The sequence below is a fragment of the Dyella psychrodurans genome (genome assembly GCF_003363265.1).
GTDB classification, from domain to species: Bacteria; Pseudomonadota; Gammaproteobacteria; order Xanthomonadales; family Rhodanobacteraceae; genus Dyella_B; species Dyella_B psychrodurans.
Genome location: NZ_QRBF01000003.1, coordinates 434,429 through 456,574, shown reverse-complemented (window position 1 = coordinate 456,574; position 22,146 = coordinate 434,429). Strand labels below are relative to the sequence as shown.

Below are 22,146 nucleotides of genomic sequence, written 5' to 3'. Positions count from 1 at the left end.
TCCCGACAGAGGTCGGGACGACCATGCCTCGATGCATCAGAACTTCACGCGGAACTCCGCGCCATACGCGCGCGGTGCGGTGATGTACGCATAAGGCGTACCCAACACCGATTGGGATACGGTGCCAAGTCCGATCACGTTGCGCTGGTTGAAGACATTGTTGACGAAAAGGCCGACGCCCCAGCGTCCGCCATTGGCCGTCCAGTCCACGCGCATGTCGGTGCGCCTCTGGGTGGCGTTGAGATCGAAATTGCTCGGCAACGAACATTTGCCTTGGAACACCGACGCATCGTTGCAACGAAGCGGTCCACGGAATCCGTAGTTGGCGTTGAACGTCACGCTGCCGTTGGCGATGTCGTGCCACGTGTAGGAGCCGCTGATGGAGTAGGAGATCTTCGGCTCGTCGACGGGTTGGCCGGACACGTTGGCGTATTGGATCTGGCCCGCGGTGCTCACGCCGATCGGCACTTCGGCGTGCGTGTACTTCGAATCGATATAGCCGCCGTTGAAGGCCAGTCGCAGGTCGTCCAGAGGAACCCATTCCACCTGCAGATCCAGGCCCTTCGCCGCCTGGTTGGTGTTGCTGACCTGATATTCCGGGACACCCAGGCCTTCGCTGGAGGGAATCAGCGTCAGCGTCTGGCGATTGTCGTAGCGGTAGTAGTAGGCGGATGCGTTGACTAGCAGATTCTGGTCGGGGAACGTGCTCTTCACGCCGGTCTCGAAGTTCCAGACTTTCTCCGGCGCGAATTCGGCACCGGGTTCCGTGCCGTCGAAGCCGCCGGCCTTGTAACCCTTGGCGACCGAGGCGTAGCCCATGATGTTTGGCGTGAATTTGTAATCGAGCACGAAACGCGGGCTGGCATCGTTCCAGTTCGCGCGCTTCTGCACCAGCTGGTTTACCGCCGTGGTGAAGATCTGGTTCTGCGTCAAAATGTTCAACAACTGCTGCGCAGTCACTTTGCCGCCGGTGAGGATCGGAACGAGGTTCAGCAGGCCCGCCGCCTGCATCTGCGCGAGCGTGGCGTCCAGTTGCGGCGCGTAGCGCGGTGGCGTGAACCAGCTGAAATCCTTCACGTCGTGCGTGAGGCGAAGGCCCGCCGTGAAATCGAGATTGTCGGTGACATGCCAGATGGTGTCGCCGTAGCCCGCGATCGCGCTGAAGCGGCCGGTGTTGTACACCGTTTCCGTCCACGGATCGCCGAGCAGGTTGTACGGCAGCCCGAACGACTGCAGTACGGAATTGAAGTAGCCGAAGATCGTGCCGGTCGGCGTGTATTGCTTGCCGATGCCGGTGTTGAGCGCGAGCGTGTCGTAGGTGTCGGTGTTGACGCGTGCCAGGCTCGTTTCGTCGGAGTGTTCCTGGTAATAGCTGGCACCGGCGACCCAGTCGAGCAGATCGTTGTTGCCGCTGAATTTGAATTCCTGATACCAGGTGTGTCCGGTGCCGATCACGCCGGTGTTGAGGTATTCGGTCACCTGCTGCAGGCCTGTGCCATTTTCGATGTGCGACATGCTGTAGTCGGTGAAGTTGGTGGTGGACGTCAGGCTGCCCCAGCTGAAATTGTGATCGACGGTAAGCGTGGCGTCGTTGTAGTTGCGTTCCTCGCGACCGTCGGTGGCGCTGTTGTAGAACGGCGCGTTGAGCGGGTTGTAGAACGTGGATGGGTTGGCCGGGAAGGGCGCGCGTTCATACAAATTCGTCGACGACACCGGAACCAATCCCATGTCGATACGCGAAGGTTGCTTCACGCGATCATGGTCGTAAGCCAGGTGAACCTGAGTATCGGGCGTGATGTTCCAGCGATAGACCGCACGCAAGCCCCATTCATCGTCCTTGCCGTAGTGCTGACCGGTGGCCGCATCTTTCAGCCAGCCGTCGCTCTGGTTGTCCACCACGCTGATGCGCAGCGCCATGTCCTTGTTCAAGGGAATGTTGATGCGTGCGTCGCCGTAGCGCTTTCCGTAGTTGCCGATGCGTATGCGCGCATCGCCTTCGAACTTGTCGGTGGGTTCGTTGGTGATGATGGAGATGGCGCCGGCCGCGGTATTGCGTCCGAACAGTGTGCCCTGCGGACCTTTCAGCACTTCGACGCGCGCCACGTCGTTGAACGCCATCAGCGAGCCGCCGTCGCGTGTCTGGTAAACGCCGTTGATGTAGACGCCGACGGCCGAATCGGTGCCGATGCCGAAGTCGTCCGTTTCGATGCCGCGCAGGCGATAGGTCGGCTGCGTTTCGTCGGTGTTGTCGACGACCAGGCCCGGCACGAACAGATTCATGTGGCTAAGGTCGGTCGCGGCTACTGCATCGATCTGCTTGGCGGTGACGATGTTCATCGCAATCGGCACGTCCTGCATTTCCTGCGAGCGGCTTTGCGCGGTCACCGTGATCTGTTCGAGCTTGGTGGCCTGCGCGGGCTTTTGCTTCGCCGTGCGGTCCGACTTGGTGGTGCTGGATGGCGCGGATGCATCCTGCGCGATGGTTGGACAGGCGATGGAGCCGATGGCACCAGCAAAAAGGGCAAGACCAATCCCGGAGGCGAGCCTCCGCTTGCAAATGAGCATGAGTTGTTCCCCGGTCAGACAATGCTTCGCAGCGCCACGCCTGGGATCCCCATCCCGTTTGCAGCATGGATACGCACAGGTATGTTCACTTGCCGTGACTGCGCGTGTATAGCTGCGCTGCAACAAGCGGCACATGCCATCGCTTGAAATAAGGGACCGGCACAGCCGTGTGCGCACAGGTGTGAAACTGGGACGAAAATCTGCTGCCTATCCGAGTTGGAACGCAAGCCGGTTTGTTCCATAGTGGACGCCAGAGGGTCGCCTGGCCCGGGATGGCATCGTCGAGCGAGCCAGGTGTGATGTGTGGTTCTCCTTGGGAGAATGATCATGCGATACACACAGTTGTTCGACCGCTACAGGGACATCCTGCTCCTGATCGCCCGCGTACTGCTGATGAGCCTGTTCGTGATCTTCGGCTGGGACAAGTTCATGAATTTTTCGGGCACGGCTGCCTATATGGAATCCGTGGGGCTGCCCCTCGCCACGCTTGCGGCCTTGAGTGCGCTCATCATGGAACTTGTCGTCGGGCTGGCCATACTGGTGGGCCTCTATACGCGGCCGCTGGCGCTGCTCCTCGCCTTGTATACCTTGCTCACCGCCCTGATCGGCCACAAGTTCTGGGAGCTGACCGGCGGCATGCGCCTGGACACGATGATCCATTTCTACAAGAACATGAGCATCGCCGGCGGATTGCTGCTGTTGTGCCTGACCGGGCCAGGCAAATATTCGATCGACCGGCGCTAGGCGGCATGGACGCCGCAGTTGGCGCCACGCGCCAATCGAGATGTCCGGGTGTGTGACATCAAATGCGGTCGGCGGAACGAGGGTTCCGCCACCGCTCGCGGTGAATCTGCGCATCGGCTTTTCATCGTGAGGTAGCCGATACCACATATCCGCATCCGCATAAGCTGCACCGCAGCATGGTCGCGGCAGGACTCTGTCAGATATCCCTTCCGGCAGCCGTACCGGCTTCCCGCATTCGCTATGATCGACGCTTTCGTTTTGGAGAGCCGCCGATGAGTTTCCTGAGCAGGATGCTGCGCCACAAGTCCGTCGAACAACTGCAGACGGAAGCGGGCGGGCGCGGCGATTTCCGGCGCGTGCTCGGCCTGTGGCAGCTCACCGCGATCGGCATCGGCGGCATTATCGGCGTCGGCATTTTCGTGCTGGCCGGACAGCAGGCGGCGATGAACGCAGGGCCGGCGGTGGCGCTGAGCTTCATCATCGCCGGCTTCGGCAGCGCATGCGCCGCCTTGTGCTACGCGGAATTCGCCGGCCTGATTCCGGTGACGGGCAGCGCGTACACCTACGGCTACGCCGTGCTGGGCGAATTCGTGGCCTGGATCATCGGCTGGGACTTGTTGCTGGAATACGCGCTGGTGGTGGCCGTGGTGGCGATCGGCTGGTCCGGCTACGTGCAGGTGCTGCTCGGCTCGGCGGGTATTCATCTGCCGGTGTGGGCGCAGCAGAGCATGAGCACGCAGACGATGGAGTACTACCTGCAGCAGATATTCGGCGTGCATGGCGCACAGGCCATCGCCGGTCCCAGCGACGGCCATCGCTTCAACGTGATTGCCGCGGCGATTTCGCTGCTGGTCGCCGCGCTGCTGACCATCCGCACCGAATGGGGTGCGCGGTTCAACACGCTGGTGGTTGCGATCAAGGTGATCGGCGTCCTGCTGGTGGTGGGCGTCGGCGTCTTCTATGTGCAAAAGGCGAACTGGCAGCCCTTCATTCCCGCGCGCGTGATCGATGCGCAGGGCGTGGGACATTTCGGCTGGGCCGGCGTGCTGACGGGTGCGAGCGTGGTGTTCTTTGCGGTGTTCGGTTACGACACGCTTACCACGGCTGCCGAAGAAGCGAAGCATCCGCAGCGCGATCTTCCGCGCGCCGTGTTGTTGTCGCTGGCGGTGGCGATGGTGCTGTATATCGCCGTTTCGCTGGTGCTGACCGGTATTACGCATTACAGCCATCTCGGCGGCGATGCGTCGGTATCCGAAGCGTTCGAATCGATTGGCCTGCATTGGGTGAGCGTCGCCATCGCCACGGCGGCGGTGATCGGCGTCACCAGCGTGCTGTTCGCCTTCATGCTGGGCGCAGCGCGCATCTGGTTTGCGCTGGCGCGCGACGGCCTGCTGCCGGCGTGGTTCGCGCACATCCATCCGCGCTTTGGCACGCCTGCGCGTCCCACCGTGATCATCGGCGTGTTCACCGCGCTGGTGGCAGGGTTGCTGCCGATCGGCGAAGTCGCCGAGCTGGTGAACATCGGCACGCTCAGCGCCTTCATCATCATCTGCACGGCCGTACTCGTGCTTCGCCTGCGCAAGCCGCATGTCGCGCGCAGTTTCCGCGCGCCGGCGCTTGCGCTGGTCTCGCCTCTGGGCGTGTTGTTTTCGCTGCTGCTGATCTTCGGCGTGCCGTGGTCGGATGCTGACGGCTGGCATCGCATCGGTGGTCTTCCGTGGATCACCTTCGAGCGCTTCATCATCTGGATGGCGCTGGGCTGCCTGATCTATTTCGGATACGGAATACGCCATAGTCGTTTAGAAATTCACGCATCGACCAAGAACTAATTAGTCATGACCTCTGGCAGGGGAGGACGGGTAGGGCCTTGGCTCTACCATGGGTGAGTAAACCGCTGATCAGCGGTCATCACCCACCTGCTGTTCTTGCGGGCGCTCCGCGGACAGTGTCTGCCGGAGTTGTTTTGTGAAAGTAAAACCGATGCGTTTCAGCGTGATCGCGGCTGCCATCTTCGCGGCCTGTACCTTCTCGGCCGCGGCGGCTGCGCAAACCGGAGCTACCGACGCGCCGGCGCCTGTCGATCAACCCTATGCCGGCATGCTCACGGTCAACGTCGACCTGACCGATGCCGGCAAACGCATCTTCCGTTCGCACGAAACCATTCCGGTAAAGCCGGGCGCGCTCACGCTGTTCTATCCGAAATGGATTCCCGGCGAGCATGCGCCTTCCGGTCCGGTGGAGAACGTGTCGGGCCTGATCATTCGCGCCAATGGGAAGCAGCTGTCGTGGCGGCGCGATCTGCGCGACATGTTTGCGCTGCATCTGGATGTGCCGGAAGGCGTGAGCCAGCTCGATCTGGAATTCCAGTTCCTGTCGCCGGGCGATGGCGAAGGCAGCAACTTCGGCGCCAGCGCATCGGCAACACCGGACCTGGTCGACGTGGAATTCAACCAGGTCGCCTTCTATCCCGCCGGCTACTACACGCGCCAGATCCAGATCCAGCCCAGCGTGGTACTGCCCGCGGGCTGGAAGTTCGGTTCGGCGCTCGAAGTGGATAGCCAATCGGGCAACACCGTTCACTTCAAGCCGCTGAGCTTCAACAACTTCGTCGATTCGCCGATCATCGCGGGCGCGAATTTCAATCGCGTCGATCTCGCGCCGGGCGCAAGCGTGCCGGTGCATTTGAATGTGGTGGGCGATTCGGCGAAAGACGTCAAGCTCACCGACAAGCAGCTCGATCAGCAGCGCAAGGTCGTCAAGCAGACCAACCTGCTGTTCGGTGCGCATCACTACGATCATTACGACTTCCTGCTGACGCTTTCCGACCACACGGGCCACTTCGGCCTTGAGCATCACCAGTCCAGCGACGATCGCCTGCCGGCCGATTTCTTCACCGACGACGACATGCATCTGGTGGCCGCCAGCCTGATGCCGCATGAGTTCGTGCACTCGTGGAACGGCAAATTCCGCCGTCCCGCCGATCTGTGGACACCCAACTTCAACGTGCCCATGCAGGATGACTTGCTGTGGGTCTACGAAGGCCTGACCGACTACTGGTGCGGCATCCTCACCGCCCGTGCCGGTTTGTGGAGTCCGGATCAGTATCGCGACTCGATCGCCAACATCGCCGCCTCGATGACCTATCGCACCGGCCGTGCATGGCGCTCGCTGCAAGACACCGCCGACGCCGCGCCGCTCACCTACTACGGTTCGGAAAGCTGGATCAACTGGATACGCGATACCGACTTCTATCCGGAAGGCCAGCTGCTGTGGCTGGATGTCGACACCAAGATTCGCGAACTGAGCGGCGGCAAGCATTCGCTCGACGACTTCGCCCATGCTTTCTACGGCATGGACAACGGCAGCTACATCACCAAGACCTACACGTTCGACGACGTCATCAAGACGCTCAACCAAGTGCAGCCGTTCGACTGGGCGAAGTTCCTGCGTGATCGTCTTGATTACACCGGCGCCGACTTGCCCGAACACGGTATCGAGCGCGGGGGCTGGAAGCTTGTCTTCAACGACACGCCCAACGGTGAGGAGAAAGCGTACGAAGGCATTCGCCACGGCGTGAATCTCGCCTACTCGATGGGCCTGATGGTCAATCAAAGCGGCCGGATCGGCGATGTGCAGTGGAACGGTCCTGCCTTCCAGGCCGGCCTGGTTCCGGGCCTGACCATCGTCGCCGTGAACGGGCGCGATTATTCGGCCGATGTGCTGAAGGACGCGGTGACCGCCGCGAAGTCGTCGCAGGCGCCGATCGAACTGCTGGTCAAGAACGTGGATGTGTACAGCACCGTAAAGGTGGACTACCACGGCGGCCTGCGTTATCCGCACCTGGTGCGCGCCGATGGCAAGGATCTGATCGGGGCGATCGTCGCGCCGCGCAAATAAGCGAGACGGCGCTACCCGATCGCGCGAATCGATGGAAAAGGGGCGGCCCATGGCCGCCTTTTTTTAGGCTTTCGCCAGCGTTCTGGGTTACCCCGAACCGCCACGGCCTTTTCCGCCTGGTTGAGTGATCCGTTAAGCCTTGCGAATTTCTGCCGATATACCGGGCAGGAGCGAAGGATTTATTCGCAAATTCTTGCCGGGGTAGGGCGATGGCTAGGTTCTGGAAGAGACTGTTCGCGCGCGAAGAGCCGAAAGAGCGGCCGCGTTTCGGCGTGGTCCTCCCGTGGCCGGACGAAGCCAAACCTGCCGATGCCGATGCCGAGCCCGCGCCGGCGCTCAGCGGCGCCGATGTCCAGGACTGGTTCTACCGGCTGGTGTTGGGCATGCCGGGTTCCGACGCCACGGAGCTGCGGCCGCCGGAGCAGGTCATGCTCAAGCGGCTCGACGAGCTGTGCGGCGGCGACCGGTTCGACATCACCACGCTGCCGCGTCTGCCGGAGGTATTGCCGCAGCTGCTGCGTCTGCTCAAGAGCGAAAACTCCGATGGCACCAAGGTCGCCAAGTTGATCGGACGCGATCCGGTGCTGGTCGGCGAAGTGATGCGGGTCAGCCGCAGTGCGCATTACCGCACCGCGCGGCCGATCTCCAGCCTGCAGCATGCGGTCGTATTGCTGGGGCACGATGGCTTGCGGCAGATGGTGACGCAGCACGTGATGAAGCCGATCCTGCAGGCCAGCGCCGGCATGCTCGGCCATGCGGCGGGACAGCGTCTGTGGGATCACGCCGAACGTTGTGCCTCCGCCAGCACGTATCTGGCGAAGGGCCATGGCGATCCCTTCGAGGCGTATCTGGCCGGCGTGGTCTGCAACGCGGGCGTGGGCGCGATGATCCGCTTGCTCGATCAGGAAGCGCCGCCGACGCTGGGTGTTTTCAGCCGCGCTTTTCTCAACAGCTACGTGAGCATGTCCAACCATCTTACGCTGCGTGCGGCCAGGCATTGGGAAATGCCGCCGAATGTGATCGAGGCGTTGCGCGAACGGCTGGAGGCGCGTTCGAGGCCGCCGGTGACCGAGCTGGGTAATGCGTTATTGGCGGCGGATCATCTGGCGATGATCCAGATGCTGGCGGATAACCATGTGATCGATCGGGCGACGCCGCCGGCGAGTGCGCGGGTGGATCGGTTGCCGGATGCGTTGGTGGATCGGGCGCAGCAGGAGTTGCGGAGGAATTTTCGGCAGGTTTGATGTTTGGTGTGTCGCCTCGCTGCTTGCGTTATGTCTCCTGGTCGTCATCCCGGCGCAGGCCGGGATCCAGTGGGCTCAGTTTTCATTGGTGTGGTATCGCCAGATTGCTCGCCTACGCGGCGGGCGTTCCGTCCGCTTGCCAGCGGCCGGGTCACTTTTCTTTGCTTGCCCAAAGAAAAGTAACCCAAAGAAAGGGCAGCCCCGAGTACCCGCTTTGCGGGCGATGCCCGCAAAGTGCGCGGAGGGATTACGGGGTTTTTCGACAGCACATCCTGTGCTGACGAAAAACGAGCCGACATCCATGTCGGCTCCCCTACGGGCTGATCCTCCATCCCTCCGCCGGGTCCAAGGGGCCCCAAGATCAAGAGCGGAGCCAGAGCAGCGGGCTATGCGCGCACTCGATGCCGGCGCATAGCGCCGGAAAGAGCGGGCGTGTCGTTGCATGCCGCTCTTTGCTCTTTTGCTCTGGCTCTTGGGTGTTGCTCTTTTGAAAAGTGCGCGCATCGCGCGCCCCGGGTCCCCGTAGTCGGTGAGTGAGCTGGGGACGATCAGGCCCGCAGGGGGATCGGCATGGATGCCGATCCCTTTTCGCCAGGGCAGGAAGCCCTGTCGAAAAGCCCGGCCCCAGCTCACGCCTCGGAGGGCGTAGCCCGCAGAGCACCGGCTCCGGGGTGCCCTTCTCTTTGGTTATCTTTCTCTTGGGCAAGCAAGAGAAAGTGACTCGGGCCTCGGCAGAGGCACGAAACGCCCGCCGCGCAGGCGAGCAACCTGGCGGCAACGCACAAATAAACCCGACGCCACTGGGTCCCGGCTTTCGCCGGGACGACGGAAATGAAGCGTGCGCACACATGAGAGCACGAAACGCCCGCCGCGCAGGCGAGCAACCTAGCGATAACGCACAACTTTGAATTTGTCCGCTTTCATTGCGTGAAGAAGCCGGTGCGCGGCTTGCGACATCCGACCGGCCGAGGCGGTGTGTAACTCCCGAAGAGTGATGAGCGAATACCAGGCAGGCGCGCGTCCTTGCACGCTTTGCATCCTCAGCACACGGAATATTCGCCACACCATGACAAAGCACTTTGTCCTCTCGACCCTCGTCGGGTTCGCTTTAACGATCTGTGCCTTCTCCAACGGCTATGCCACGGAAGCAAAAGCCCAACCTTTGGTCGTCGTGGAACTCTTCCACAGCCAGGGATGTTCCTCTTGCCCGCCCGCGGAAGCCAACATCAATGCCATCGCCGGACAGCCCAACGTGCTGGCGCTGTCGTTCGCCGTCACGTACTGGGACGACCTCGGGTGGAAGGATACTTTCGGAGCGACGGCCTACACCGACCGGCAGCAAGCGTACGCGCGATATCACGAGAGCGATACGATTTACACGCCGCAGGTCTATGTCAACGGACATACCAGCCTCGTCGGCATCGATCGAGCCGAACTCGACGATGCGATTCACGCCGCATCGATGCATGGTCCATCCGTGACGTGGATCGCGCATGAGGTAACGGTCGGGGATGACGCGTCCGTCAAGGCGCCTTGCGACGTGTGGCTCGTTCGCTACGATCCGCGCACGCTACGGGTCGCCGTCGGCGCCGGAGAAAACGCGGGGCGCACGCTGCCGCAGCGAAACGTGGTGCGCGAGCTCGTCAAGCTCGGGCGCTGGAACGGAAGCTCCGAGGCATTTCAAATTCCAGCCGCGAAATCGCAGGGATTGTCGACGGCGGTACTCGTGCAAATCGCCGGCGGCGGTGACATCGTGAGCGCATCGAGCGCGGAGACGTCGCGCGGCTGATTGGCTGCGCGTGTGTTCTCTGCGTGAAACACAAGTGCAACAGGCATCGATGAAACATTGCACGTTTGCGTCATACGCCTTGCAGTTCGCATCACGAAGGTCTTTTTCGGAAAACGAATAACGAAAGCTGTAACCATCTCGATGAAGTCGTCGAAGTAATCCATGGCCGATGCATTCGGTCATCGGAAGTCGAAATTGGCGATCACACGCATCGCCTTCCTTACATGACGACTTGAATGAGGAACAACCATGAAAAAGCCACTCGTCGGCGTAGCGGCGTTGACTCTATTGACCGCAGGCGTCGCCAGCGCCCAAGACAATTTCTCCTGGGTCGATCACGCGCTCATCGTCACCGCGACCAACACGTCGAGCAACGCGCTTCTCGTCTACAACACCAGCGGTGCGCTCGTTGAGCAAATCCCGACTGGCGGCGCGGGAGGCGTGGGCGGCAACGCCGGCGGTATCGCGCAGAACCACGACCTGCTTGCCGTGGTGAATTTCGGATCTGGAAACGTATCGGTCTTTGCGAAAGATTCTTCCGAGGGCGGTCTTCGCTTCGAGAAGCTCGTTCCCGCCATCACCAACCCGGTGAGCGTGGCCTTCGGCGAAGATCACCTTTATATCCTGACCGCCACGCATATCGAGTCGCATCTCATCGACCGTTACGGCGTGCACCCGACCGCCGACGGTGAGGCTTCCCTGGTGATCGGCGACGGCTCGGCCGCGCAGGTCGGCGTACTGCATGGGCAACTCGTCATCAGCGAAAAGAGCAACGCCATCGAGACGGTCAATCTGAGCGACGGCGGGGCGGTGACGGGTTCGACGAAGCTGGTCGCGAATATCCCCGCGAACGTGAATGCTCCCTTCGGCCTGGCCACCCGCGGCAACGATGCGTACGTCACGATCGCGCACGCCAACGAGATCAGCCTGGTGCGCGATGACGCGGTGCTGACGGTCACCGGATCGGGTACGCAGTCGGCGCCCTGCTGGGTCACGCTCGACGGCCCGTTCCTGTTCTCGGCGAACTCGCCCAGTCACTCCGTGTCGCGTTATGCGGTGTACGGACAAAAGATCATTCAGGATGCCGCGGTGGTCGCGACCTTCCAGGGTAATCCGACCGATATCACGTACCGCGACAATCTCGCCGCCGTGGTGGATGCCAACGGAGCCGTTTCACACGTTTCCATCTTCCATGTCGATGGCGATGGCAACTTCAACCTCAAGAGCACAGCGACGATCAACAGTGCCACCACGAACGGCATCGCGATCCTTCGCGACGACAGCCGCTTCAATTATTGATAGGTCGTCTGCGGACACGCAACGCAAAGCGCCCTCCTGGGAGGGCGCCTTGATTCTTATCTCGCGAAAAAGCCGTAGCCGATGATCAGGCGAAGCGGCAGTGCATACCACGAAGAGGCAGCGCGGTGACGGCTGCTTTGGCCGCTCAGGCTTTCAGCAGCGCCTGGTAATCGGGACTGAGTTCCGCCAACACCACCAGTGCTGCCGCACCGAGCGCAACGCAATCGGGTCCCGCCGTGCCGAGCTGCAAGCGCGCGTGCGCACGCTCGGCCCTCACACTGACCGACGGAAACAGTGGAAGGGTTTGTTCGATCAGACGTCCGAGGATGTCGTTCGACAGCGTTCCGCCGACCAGGATGGTTTCCGGATCGAGCAGCGATTCGAGCAGGCCCACGGCATGACGCAAGGCGGGTGCCGCTTCGGCGAGCCAGCGCTTGATGCCGGCGGCGTATTTGCGCTCGGAAAGATCCAGATCGCTGAGGTTGCGGTCGGCCTTGATGCCCATGTGTTCGAGCAGGGATGCACCCGAGACATAGCGCTCGATGCACCCTTGCTTGCTGCAGTAACAGGGCTTGCCGTTCGGCGTCATGATGATGTGGCCGATTTCTCCGGCGTTGCGCCAATGCCCGGAGTAGAGGCGGTTGTCCAAGTACAGACCGGCGCCGAGGCCGTGCCCGACGAACAGATACGCAAAGTCCTTGAAACCACCGGCGATGCCGTAGAGCCGTTCGCCCATCGCGGCGGCGGTGGCATCGTTTTCCATCAGCACGGGAAGTCCTGCCATCTTCCGCAACGAAGCAAGGCTTTGCGGATCGTCCCATCCGGGCATGCCGGTGGGACCGACGGCGCTCATGCCTTCCACGCCGAACGGCCCCGGCAACGCAATACCGATGCCCAGCAAGCGGTCGGCTGCCACCTTGCGGCGAAAGGTTTCGACGCCTTTCATCAATACGGGCAGGGCTTCGGCGAACGTCGGGTAGCTCACGGAGAAAACGCGCCGTCCGCGCGTGACGCCTTTCAAATCCAGCAGCACGGCAACGATCTGGTGTTGCTCCACGTGGAAGCCGATCGAGTAGCCGCCGTCCGGATTGATCGACAGGGGAACAGGTGGTTGCCCGCGCGCGATTTTCTCCGGTGCGTGCGCTGAGAGTTTCGACTCGTCCAGCAGCTCCGCCACGATGTTGGAGATCGTCTGCGCCGTGAGCGATGTGATGCGGGTGAGGTCGGCGCGCGTCAGGCGACCGGCCTGTCGAATGGCTTCCAGCACGACGCGGCGATTGTGCAGCCGAGCATGCTCGAGATTGGTACCCGTCGTTGGCTTGTTGGACTTCAAGGGCGTCTGCATCGCTGGCGGGTTTCGTTTTGCTCGAATGGATCGCGCGGGAATTCTAGTGGAGCCGGGCATGGGGCATGGCGGGGAGCGGCCTTGTCACCTTACATCAGGGTCGTATTAATTTCTTCAACTTGAATTAATATAGAACTTGTGTTTTGCTTGGCTCCGGCAGTCCCGTCCAACTCGTTCGCGCTGTTTTTCCGGAGCCGCCCAAGCGCATGCAACCCGAAACGCCCGAAACACCCGAAACACCCGAAACACCCGAACTGAAGCCCAGGCTGGGACTGGCCGCCGCGGTCGCGCTCAACATGAGCCAGATGTGCGGGGCGGGACCCTTCATCACCATCCCGGCGATGGTAGCGGTCATCGGCGGTCCGCAGGCGCTGGTCGGGTGGTTGCTCGGGGCTCTGCTGGCGCTGTGCGATGGCCTTGTCTGGGCTGAACTCGGCGCGGCCATGCCCGGTTCGGGAGGCACTTACATCTATCTGCGCGAAGCCTTCGCCAAGCGCTCGGGCACGCTGCTGCCCTTCTTGTTCGTCTGGACGGCGATGCTGTTCATCCCGATGACGATGGCCACCGGCGTCATGGGTTTCGTGCAATACGTGGGTTGGTTTTTTCCGAACATGAGCGCGATGCATGGCCATGTGCTCGGTCTCGCGCTGATCTGGGTGACGATCGGCTTGCTTTGGCGCACCACCGGCGCCATCGGCCGCCTGGGCATCGTGCTGTGGATCATCATGCTCGCGAGCATTCTTTGCCTCATCGTCGCGTCGCTTACCCACTTCGATGCCGCGCGTGCCTTCAGTTTTCCGCGCGGCGCCTTCGATCTGGGCAACAGCGCGTTCTGGTTCGGTCTGGCCGGCAGCCTCACCATCGGAACCTACGATTACCTCGGTTACAACACGACGGCCTATCTCGGTGCCGAGATCAAGCGTCCCGGATCGGTGATTCCCGCGTCGATCGTGCTCTCGATCCTCGGCATGTTCGTCGTGTATTTCACGATGCAGATCGGCATCCTCGGTGTCGTCGACTGGCATCGCATGCTCGATCAGCAATCGGTTGCGTTCAACGCGGTGGCGTCGGTGGTTTTGAACGAGACCTGGGGCCCGACGGCAGCCGGCGTGGTCACGGTGCTGATTCTCATCACCTGCGGCGCCTCGGTATTCGCCGGCATATTGGGCGGTTCGCGCGTGCCATACGAGGCAGCGCGCGACGGCGTGTTTTTCCGATCGTTCGCGCAGATCCATCGAAAGCTCGGCTTCCCCACCTGGGGGTTGCTGTCGATGGGCATCCTCACTTCGCTCGGTTTCATCATCGGCCGCCTCACGTCGCTGACCACGCTGATCCAGTTGCTGACCGCGGTGATGATCCTCGTGCAGTCGGTGGCGCAGATCGTGGCGCTCTTCGTATTGCGACGCGAACGACCCGGCATGACCCGGCCTTACAGGATGTGGCTGTACCCGCTGCCGGCGCTGATCGCGCTCATCGGCTGGCTCTACATCTACGTCGCATCCGACAAGAACGCACCGGGGGCGTATCCGATCCAATGGTCGCTGGCGTGGCTTCTGATCGGCTCGATCGCGCACCGATTCTGGACTCGCACGCATGGCTTGCGGGCAAAGCACGCATGAGTAAGGACACACCCTTGAAGTCGTCTACTTCGTCGTCAAACGGCATGCTGGTTGCCATCGATGTCGGTGGCACCAAGACTCAGGCTGCGAGCTTCGACACGTCGACCGGTGCGTTGCAACGCTGCCGCATAGACACGCATGCGGATGGCCTCACTGGTCGCCCGGCTCTGCATCGGATCATCCATGAAGTGAAGGTGAGCCTTCGGCTCGATCCGAATGCCCCGCTGCTGGGGCTGGCTGCTGTGTTCCCCGGTGTCGTGCGCAGGCATCAATTGCTGATGGCACCCAATGCGCCCGGGTTGGAAGGCGTGAGCCTGCATGAGGAACTTGTCGCTGCGTTTGGCGACGCGTTGATCGTGCTCGACAACGATGTAAAGGCTGGTGCGATCGCCGAGCATGTGTGGGGCGCGCTACGCGGAACCGAACACGCGCTTTATCTCAATATCGGCACGGGGCTCGCGGCCGCCGCGATCATTCACGGCGAGGTTTACCGCGGCGGCCACGGTGCGGCGCTGGAAATCGGTTATCAGCTCACGCCCTTTCTGGATGGCATTGACTCCGCACGATGGAAGGGCTGGCAGGACGGCGTAGCCCCCATGGAGGACCTGTTCTCCGGTGCCGCGCTGGATGACTTGGCGCGCAGGACACTCGGTTCGGAGCATGGTGCGAAGGATTTGTTCGAAAGCAGCGAGCCTGCGCTGCAGCAGCAGTTGCAGCGGCGCATGGATGCGTTGTCGGCTCAACTCGTCAACCTTGCCATTGCGTTCGACGTGGAAACCATCGCCATCGGTGGTGGCGTCAACCGGCAATTCCCAATGCTGGAGGCGAACCTGACGCGGCTGCTTCAGCGGCTGGTGCCATTTCCGCCCGCATTGGTGCGCGCACGCTTCGCGGAGGATGCACCGCTTTGGGGTGCGATGGAACTGGCGCGCCGTGCGGCCGCCTTGCCGCCGCTGCCTGACGCGATCTTCGACACATCTGCAAACAAGTCGACCCGCGACGCCGGGCCGCGCGCGGCAACACGTTATCGATAGCGAAAAAAGCCGCGGTTCATGGCTGGGGAGTCCCGAACCGCGTTGACACAGATCGTTGGGAAGGCCGAACCGGCACTCAAGACCAGAAAGATTGGGGAGGGAACATGATCAAGCAACGAAAGAGGCCATTGCCTGTACTGATTTGCGCTGTGCTGGGCGGCGTGGCGATGTATGCCGGTACGGCGTTTGCGCAAGATGCTTCGTCATCGACCGCGCCGCAGCAGGCGGCCGGTTCGAATCAGGCATCGTCGCAAGCAAGCGCGACCGCCAAGACCCTGCAAGGCGTACAGGTGACCGGCTCGCTGATCCGCAGCGTGGATGTGGAAACCGCGCAGCCGGTGGTGACCATCACGGCGCAGGACATCCAGAAGCAGGGCTTTGCCACGGTCGGCCAGTTCCTGCAGAACCTGACGGCGGGCAACAGCTCATCGGAGATGAGCAAATCCGATCCGTACGATTCGGGTCCGGATGCCGGGGGAAGCTTCGTCGATCTGCGCGGCCTTGGTGCCGAGCGTACCCTCGTGCTGATCGACGGCAGGCGCGTGGGAACGTCCTACACCGGCCTTACCAATCTCGACACCATTCCCGTGTCCATCATCGATCACGTCGACGTGCTGGCGGACGGCGCTTCGGCGGTATACGGCTCGGACGCCATCGCCGGCGTCATCAATATCGTCACCAAGAAAAACTTCAACGGCGCGCAGCTCGATACTTACGACGGCCAATACCAACCGGGCCACGATGGTACGCAGCAGCAATATGCGTTGACGATCGGCAAGACCTATCAGCACGGTTCCATCATGCTGACGGCGCAGTACCAGAATCAGGACATGATCAATGCCGCGGACCGCAACTGGAGCGCCTGTCCGCTGAGCTGCAAATTCCCTTATGACGCATTTCAGACGCAAGGCGCGTTCGGTCAGATCCTCAACGACCCCAGCGGCAACACGCTGGTGCTGAACAACGGCGGCGATCCGCGCAATTTCAACAACTATCACGTGCAGGTTCCGCCGACCCTGGGCTCCAACGGCGACGTGGTGGCACCGGGCGACACCTACAACTACAACTATCAGTACTCGTTGCTAAGCGCGACGAGCATGAAGAACCTGTTCTCCCAGGGTCATTACGACATCACGGACAACATCACGGCGGATTTCTCCGCCAGCTACAACCGGCAGGGCAATACCTCCATGCTGGGTGGCCTTCCGCTGTCGACGCCGGGCATCTCCGATCCGCAGGCGCCGCAGTTCACCAATCCGATGCTGTCGGCGCAGAGTTACTACAACCCGTACAACTCGCCAGGCCAGACGCCGCAGGACGTGTCCTTCCAGCGCTACCTGATCGAAATGCCGCGCATCACGGCCAACAAGGACACCAATTTCCGTTACAACCTCGGCCTGGACGGTTCCTTCAACGTGGGCACCCATATGTTCAATTGGGATGCCTACTATTACGCGACCAAGTACGAAGGCAACATTTACACCTCGGGCAACCTCTATCTGCCCAATCTCGTGAATGCGCTGGGTCCTTCCTTTGTGGCGTCCAATGGTGTGGTGGAGTGCGGTACGCCGGGCAACGTCATCGCGGGTTGCGTGCCGCTGAATGTGCTTGCCGGTCCGGGCGGCTACACCTCGTCGATGCTGCATTACATCGAGGCCTTCGGCCACGAAGTGTATGGCAGTACGGAAAAAGGACCGCAGGCCGACATTAGCGGTGATATCTACGAACTGCCGGCGGGCGACCTGAACGTCGCGATGGGCATCTCTCATCGCAACATTTCCGGTTTCGATACGCCGGATACTGCGTCGTCCGAAGGTCTCACCACCAATCTTGCGGGTCAGCCGACGCATGGCGGCTACAACGTCAGCGAGGCGTACGGCGAAGTCAACGTGCCGTTGCTGAAGGATCTTCCCGGTGCGCAGTCGTTGAACCTGGACATTGCAAAGCGCTTTTCGCATTACAACAACTTCGGCAATACCAACAACAGCTCCTACAAGCTCACCTGGAAGCCGTTCAACGATCTTCTGGTTCGCGCCAGCTATGGCACCGGCTTCCGCGCGCCGACGGTGGCGGACCTCTACGCGGGCAATACGACGACGTATCCGTATTACACCGATCCTTGCGATGTCACCTACGGCCTCGCCCGCTACAACGCCACGGTGGCGAAAAACTGCGTCAACGGCGTTGGCGGGCAACCGGCCTTGAGCGTGGCTGCGTTGACCGCAGCGGGGTTGGGCGCCGAGTACGCCAACGGTTTCGGACAGGAACAATCGCCGGGCCAATTGATCACCACGCCGGGCAACATTCCTGTGTATGGGCCCTTCATACAAGGCGGCAATCCCAAGCTGAAGCCGGAGACATCCAGCAGTACGCAGATCGGTTTTGTCTACAGCCCAAGTTTCCTGACGGGCTTCAATGCCACGGTGGACTGGTACAAGTACATCGTCCGCCATGTCATTTCGAGCATCCAGCCTAATGAGGTGCTGGATAATTGCTACGAATTGGGCATCGCCGCGGACTGCGCCCTGTTCCAGCGCAATGCTTCCGACAACTTCCAGGTCAGCAATCTGTTCATGGGCGCGGAGAATCAGGGCTACATGGACACGGCGGGGTACGATGTCGACCTGTCGTATACGCTGCCGAAATTTTCTTTCGGACAGTTCAAGATCGATTCGCACTCCACCTACATCACGTACTTCAACGTGCTGCAATATCCGGGCGTGCCGGTGAGTTACGAGGCCGGCATGCTCTCCAACTGGCGCGTGCGTTCCAACCTGTCGTTGTCGTGGGAATACCACAACTTCGGCGCGCAATGGACAGCGCGCTATTTCTCGCCGCTCAAGGACGCCTGCTACAACGTGCTCGACAGCGCCGTGCCTTGCCAGCTTCCGAACTACTACACGCAAGGCGTCGGCGTTACGCCGATGCAGCAGGTGCCGTCGGTAACGTTCCACGATCTGCAGGTGTATTGGAAGGCGCCGTGGCACGCCACCATCGCCATCGGCGCCAACAACATCTTCAACCGCGTGGGTCCCTACGCTTACGGCAGTTACAACGGATTCGACGCCAATTATGTGTACAACCCTGCGTATGACTACGGACGCCTCGTGTACCTACGGTACACGCAGAAGTTCTGAGCAAGCCGCCTAATGATGTCTTCGTTGCCGCACAGGTATCGCCATTGACCATGAGAGTCCGCGCCGCTCTGTTCAGCGTACTTTTTTCCTTTTCGTGCCTGGCATTCGCCGGAGGCAGCGAGCTGCCGCTGATTCCCCTGCCCTCGAAGGTGGATCAGCATCAGGGGCAATTGCTGGTCGGGCCCGGGACGACGCTTCGCGTCGCTCCGTCCGACACCGCGGGGCTTCGCGTGGCCCATGCGTTCTCGGACATGCTGGCGCGAATGGGCGGCCCGTCTCTGCCTGTCGTCGAAGGACTGGCGACACCGGAGCGGGCCGCCGCAGGGGCAAGCATCATCGTCATTCGGCTTGACGCGAATGCACGGGTGACCTCATCGGAAGGTTACGTGCTGGATGTGTCGCCCGGTGAGGCGCGCATCGTGGCGCGCGACGAAAGCGGCCTCTACTACGGCGCCGTCACCCTGTGGCAATTGCTGACCGCGAACCAGAAGGGCAGCACATTCGCCGCGCCTGCGGTGCACATCGAAGACTGGCCGCAATTCGCGTGGCGCGGCTTGATGATCGATTCGGCGCGACACAAGCAGAGCGTCGAGGAGATCGAACGCATCCTCGACCAGATGGCCTTGCACAAGCTCAACACGCTGCACTGGCATCTCACCGACGACCAGGGCTGGCGCATCGAGATCAAGCGCTACCCCGAGCTGACGCGCATCGGCGCGTGGCGTACGCCGCCCGACGCCGGTAAGAACGGCGAGCTTGCCCGTTACGGCGGCTATTACACGCAGGATCAGATACGGGCAGTCGTTGCCTATGCGCAGGCACGGCACATCACCATCGTGCCCGAGCTGGACATGCCCGGCCACGCGCAGGCGGCTGTGGCGTCTTATCCGCAATTCGGCGTAACGGGCGAGCGTCCCACCGTGTCCGCCGATTGGGGCATCAATCCTTATCTCTACAACGCGGACGACAACACGCTGCACTTCCTGCAAAACGTGCTGGACGAAGTGATGGCGCTGTTCCCGTCTCGCTATATTCATCTCGGCGGCGACGAGGCCATCAAGGACCAATGGAATGCCTCGCCAGCGGTGCAGGCAAAGATGCGCGCATTCGGGCTGAAGAATGCCGAGCAGTTGCAAAGCTGGTTCATGGGTCGGCTTGGGCAGTACCTGCATGATCACGGCCGACACCTGATCGGCTGGGATGAAATTCTCGAAGGCGGTGTTCCCGGCGATGCCGCCGTCATGTCGTGGCGCGGCACCAGCGGTGTCGAGAAGGCGATCCATGCCGGGCACGATGTCGTGGTCGCGCCCGATCCCTATCTTTATCTGGATTACGTGCAGAGTTCGCGCGACGACGAAACCGCCGGCCGCCTGCCGGTGCGAAGCCTGCAAAGCGTCTACACCTTCCGGGTGGCGCCGAAGGGACTGCCGCCGCAACAGGCGCAGCGTATCCTCGGTGCGCAGGCCAATGTGTGGACCGAGCACATGCCAAGCGATGCGCACCTGCAACACGCCATCTTTCCGCGCCTGGACGCTGTCGCGGAAATCGTGTGGACGCCGGCAGGCGAACAGAATTGGCAAAGCTTCCTGACGCGCCTTTCCGGACAATTGGATCGATACCGCCGTCAGGACATTCACTACGCCGATAGCGCGTTCGCGGTGAACATCGATGTGAGTCGACAGCAGGCGCTGGCCACGGGCACCACGACGGTGACGTTGTCCAATCAGGTCGGCGGCGAAACGATACGCTACACGGTGGACGGCACATCGCCGGATGCCAACTCGCCCATCTACAAAGCTCCCTTCACCGTCAAGCTGCCTACCAGGGTGCGCGCGGTTACCATGACGAATGCGGGTCAGGCGCTTTCCCAGCCGCGCGAGCGCGTGATCGACGACGAAAGCCTGCGCAGTGTGGCCGGCAACGAGTTGTCCGCATGTCCGACACCCAACGTCGACGAAATGCGCGCGCAGCCCACACCCGACGCGACCTCCATGGCGCCCGTCTACACCATCAACAACTTCGACAGCTGCCGGCTTTCCAATGCCATCCCGCTCGACGGCGTGCGCAGCATCGACGTCGGCCTGGCGCGCCTTCCTCGCAACGTGGCCCTTGCGCACGATGCGACCCTGATCGTGCAGCGCAAAGCGGCAACGCCGCATGGCGAGATGGAGTTGCGCGCCGATCGCTGCGACGGCCCGGCCTTTGCGACCGTCCCGCTGCCCGATCCGGCAAGCTCGCCCAGCACGTTCGCGCTCAAAGCCAGCGTTCCTCCCATGCATGGCACTCACGCCATATGCGTACTCACCACCGCCTCGCCGCACGATCCTTACTACGGCGTGGCCCGCTTGCAGCTACATACCGCCGGCACTGCATCGGCGAAGGGAAGTCCATGAGCGCCATCCAGGGCCGTCTTTCATCCATCGATGCACTCAGGGGATGCACCGTCGCGGCGATGCTGCTGGTGAACGATCCCGGCCTCGACGATGCCCACACTTACTGGCCGTTTGAACACGCCGTATGGAATGGTTGCACGCCCACGGACCTGATTTTTCCGTTCTTTCTATTTATCGTTGGCGTGTCCACTGCTTTGGCCTTTCAACCAAAGCTAGAACAGGGTGCGTCGCAGGCAAAGCTGGTCGGCGGTGCCATGGTGCGAGCCATGCGTATCGTGCTGCTCGGACTGGCACTTCACCTGTTCGACAAGTTGCTTACGCCGGGCGAATACCTGCGCATACCGGGTGTGCTGCAGCGCATCGGCTTGTGTTTTGCGGGAGTCAGCCTGTTCGCGGTCTATACAAAGCCACGCACGTGGTGGACAGCCATCGCCGTGCTTCTGCTCGGCTATTGGGGCCTGCTGCTGGCCGGAGGAACATTGGACCGCTGGGTCAACATCGTCGACCGCGTCGACACTGCCATCTTCGGACACGCGGTGTACCAGCTCGACGCGGCAACCGGACACGGCCACGACCCCGAAGGATTGCTGTCCACGCTGTCCGCGCTGGCGACGACATTGCTCGGTCTGTGCGCGGGCACCTGGCTCCGCCACCGGCAAGTTCGCAACCTGCTGGTCGCGGGAGCCGTATCCATCGTGATGGCGTGGATCTGGTCGTACTGGCTTCCCTTCAACAAGAATCTCTGGACATCGTCGTTCTCGCTCTGGACGGCCGGCCTTGCGATGCTTGCCACCTGGCTTTTCCATTACCTGGTCGACGAACGCGGCTGGGCGCCGGTGGGGCGTCGCTTCGGCGTCAATGCGATTGCCGCTTACGCCGGCGCGGAAGCCATGCAGACGGTGATACCGGCAAGCGGCCTGCAAGATACGTTCACCTCGTTGCTCACCCGCGCATCGACACAGTGGCAGTTCGATCCGCGTATGGCGTCGCTCGCCTATGCCGTCGCCTTCGTGGTCCTCTGGTGGCTGATCGTTCTGCTTATGGATCGTCGCCGCATTTACCTGAAGCTTTGATGCGCGG

The 22,146-nt window shown here is 61.7% G+C and carries 13 protein-coding genes; 11 read left to right on the top strand and 2 right to left on the bottom strand.

All coding sequences use genetic code 11. From position 1 onward, the window contains the following. Positions 1-36: 36 nt before the first annotated feature. Positions 37-2,565: a TonB-dependent receptor gene (locus DWU99_RS11140; RefSeq protein ID WP_115478087.1), complete on the bottom strand. Its 2,529-nt coding sequence runs from the start codon at positions 2,563-2,565 to the stop codon at positions 37-39. 327 nt (positions 2,566-2,892) lie between these two features. On the opposite strand from DWU99_RS11140, the gene DWU99_RS11135 reads away from it, so the two are divergent. The 6 genes from DWU99_RS11135 (at position 2,893) to DWU99_RS11110 (ending at position 11,538) form a co-directional block, all read left to right on the top strand. After that, positions 2,893-3,309 carry a DoxX family protein gene (locus tag DWU99_RS11135; protein WP_115478086.1) on the top strand — a complete coding sequence of 139 codons (417 nt, stop codon included), beginning with the start codon at positions 2,893-2,895 and terminating at the stop codon, positions 3,307-3,309. 272 nt (positions 3,310-3,581) lie between these two features. After that, positions 3,582-5,138: an amino acid permease gene (locus DWU99_RS11130; protein WP_115478085.1), complete on the top strand. Its 1,557-nt coding sequence runs from the start codon at positions 3,582-3,584 to the stop codon at positions 5,136-5,138. A 136-nt stretch (positions 5,139-5,274) separates the two neighbouring features. Continuing rightward, a complete protein-coding gene (locus DWU99_RS11125; RefSeq protein ID WP_325048471.1) occupies positions 5,275-7,206 on the top strand; it encodes a M61 family metallopeptidase in 1,932 nt (643 codons plus the stop codon). 209 nt (positions 7,207-7,415) lie between these two features. Continuing rightward, complete coding sequence (locus DWU99_RS11120) at positions 7,416-8,450, top strand: HDOD domain-containing protein (RefSeq protein ID WP_115478083.1); 1,035 nt, start codon at positions 7,416-7,418, stop codon at positions 8,448-8,450. A gap of 1,066 nt (positions 8,451-9,516) precedes the next feature. After that, positions 9,517-10,239: a DUF1223 domain-containing protein gene (locus DWU99_RS11115; RefSeq protein WP_158543274.1), complete on the top strand. Its 723-nt coding sequence runs from the start codon at positions 9,517-9,519 to the stop codon at positions 10,237-10,239. A gap of 249 nt (positions 10,240-10,488) precedes the next feature. Further along, positions 10,489-11,538, top strand: coding sequence for a hypothetical protein (locus DWU99_RS11110; protein ID WP_115478081.1), 1,050 nt, complete (start codon positions 10,489-10,491; stop codon positions 11,536-11,538). Between the two features lie 145 nt (positions 11,539-11,683). On the opposite strand, the gene DWU99_RS11105 is transcribed toward DWU99_RS11110, so the two are convergent. Continuing rightward, on the bottom strand, positions 11,684-12,883 hold the full coding sequence (locus tag DWU99_RS11105; protein ID WP_115478080.1) for an ROK family protein: 1,200 nt from the start codon (positions 12,881-12,883) through the stop codon (positions 11,684-11,686). Positions 12,884-13,089: 206 nt separating this feature from the next. Between DWU99_RS11105 and DWU99_RS11100 the strand changes: the two genes are divergently transcribed. The 5 genes from DWU99_RS11100 (at position 13,090) to DWU99_RS11080 (ending at position 22,139) form a co-directional block, all read left to right on the top strand. Further along, entirely contained in the window at positions 13,090-14,502 is a 1,413-nt protein-coding gene (locus DWU99_RS11100) for an APC family permease (protein WP_115478079.1), read from the top strand. Between the two features lie 14 nt (positions 14,503-14,516). Then, positions 14,517-15,536: an ROK family protein gene (locus DWU99_RS11095; protein WP_199535770.1), complete on the top strand. Its 1,020-nt coding sequence runs from the start codon at positions 14,517-14,519 to the stop codon at positions 15,534-15,536. A 104-nt stretch (positions 15,537-15,640) separates the two neighbouring features. Further along, positions 15,641-18,673 carry a TonB-dependent receptor plug domain-containing protein gene (locus DWU99_RS11090; RefSeq protein ID WP_115478077.1) on the top strand — a complete coding sequence of 1,011 codons (3,033 nt, stop codon included), beginning with the start codon at positions 15,641-15,643 and terminating at the stop codon, positions 18,671-18,673. A gap of 50 nt (positions 18,674-18,723) precedes the next feature. Next, positions 18,724-21,066 (top strand): beta-N-acetylhexosaminidase, encoded by a 2,343-nt coding sequence (locus tag DWU99_RS11085; RefSeq protein ID WP_115478076.1) that lies wholly within the window; start codon positions 18,724-18,726, stop codon positions 21,064-21,066. Beyond that, positions 21,063-22,139 carry an acyltransferase family protein gene (locus DWU99_RS11080; RefSeq protein ID WP_115478075.1) on the top strand — a complete coding sequence of 359 codons (1,077 nt, stop codon included), beginning with the start codon at positions 21,063-21,065 and terminating at the stop codon, positions 22,137-22,139. Before DWU99_RS11085 ends, DWU99_RS11080 begins: the two co-directional genes overlap by 4 nt. Positions 22,140-22,146: the final 7 nt, after the last annotated feature.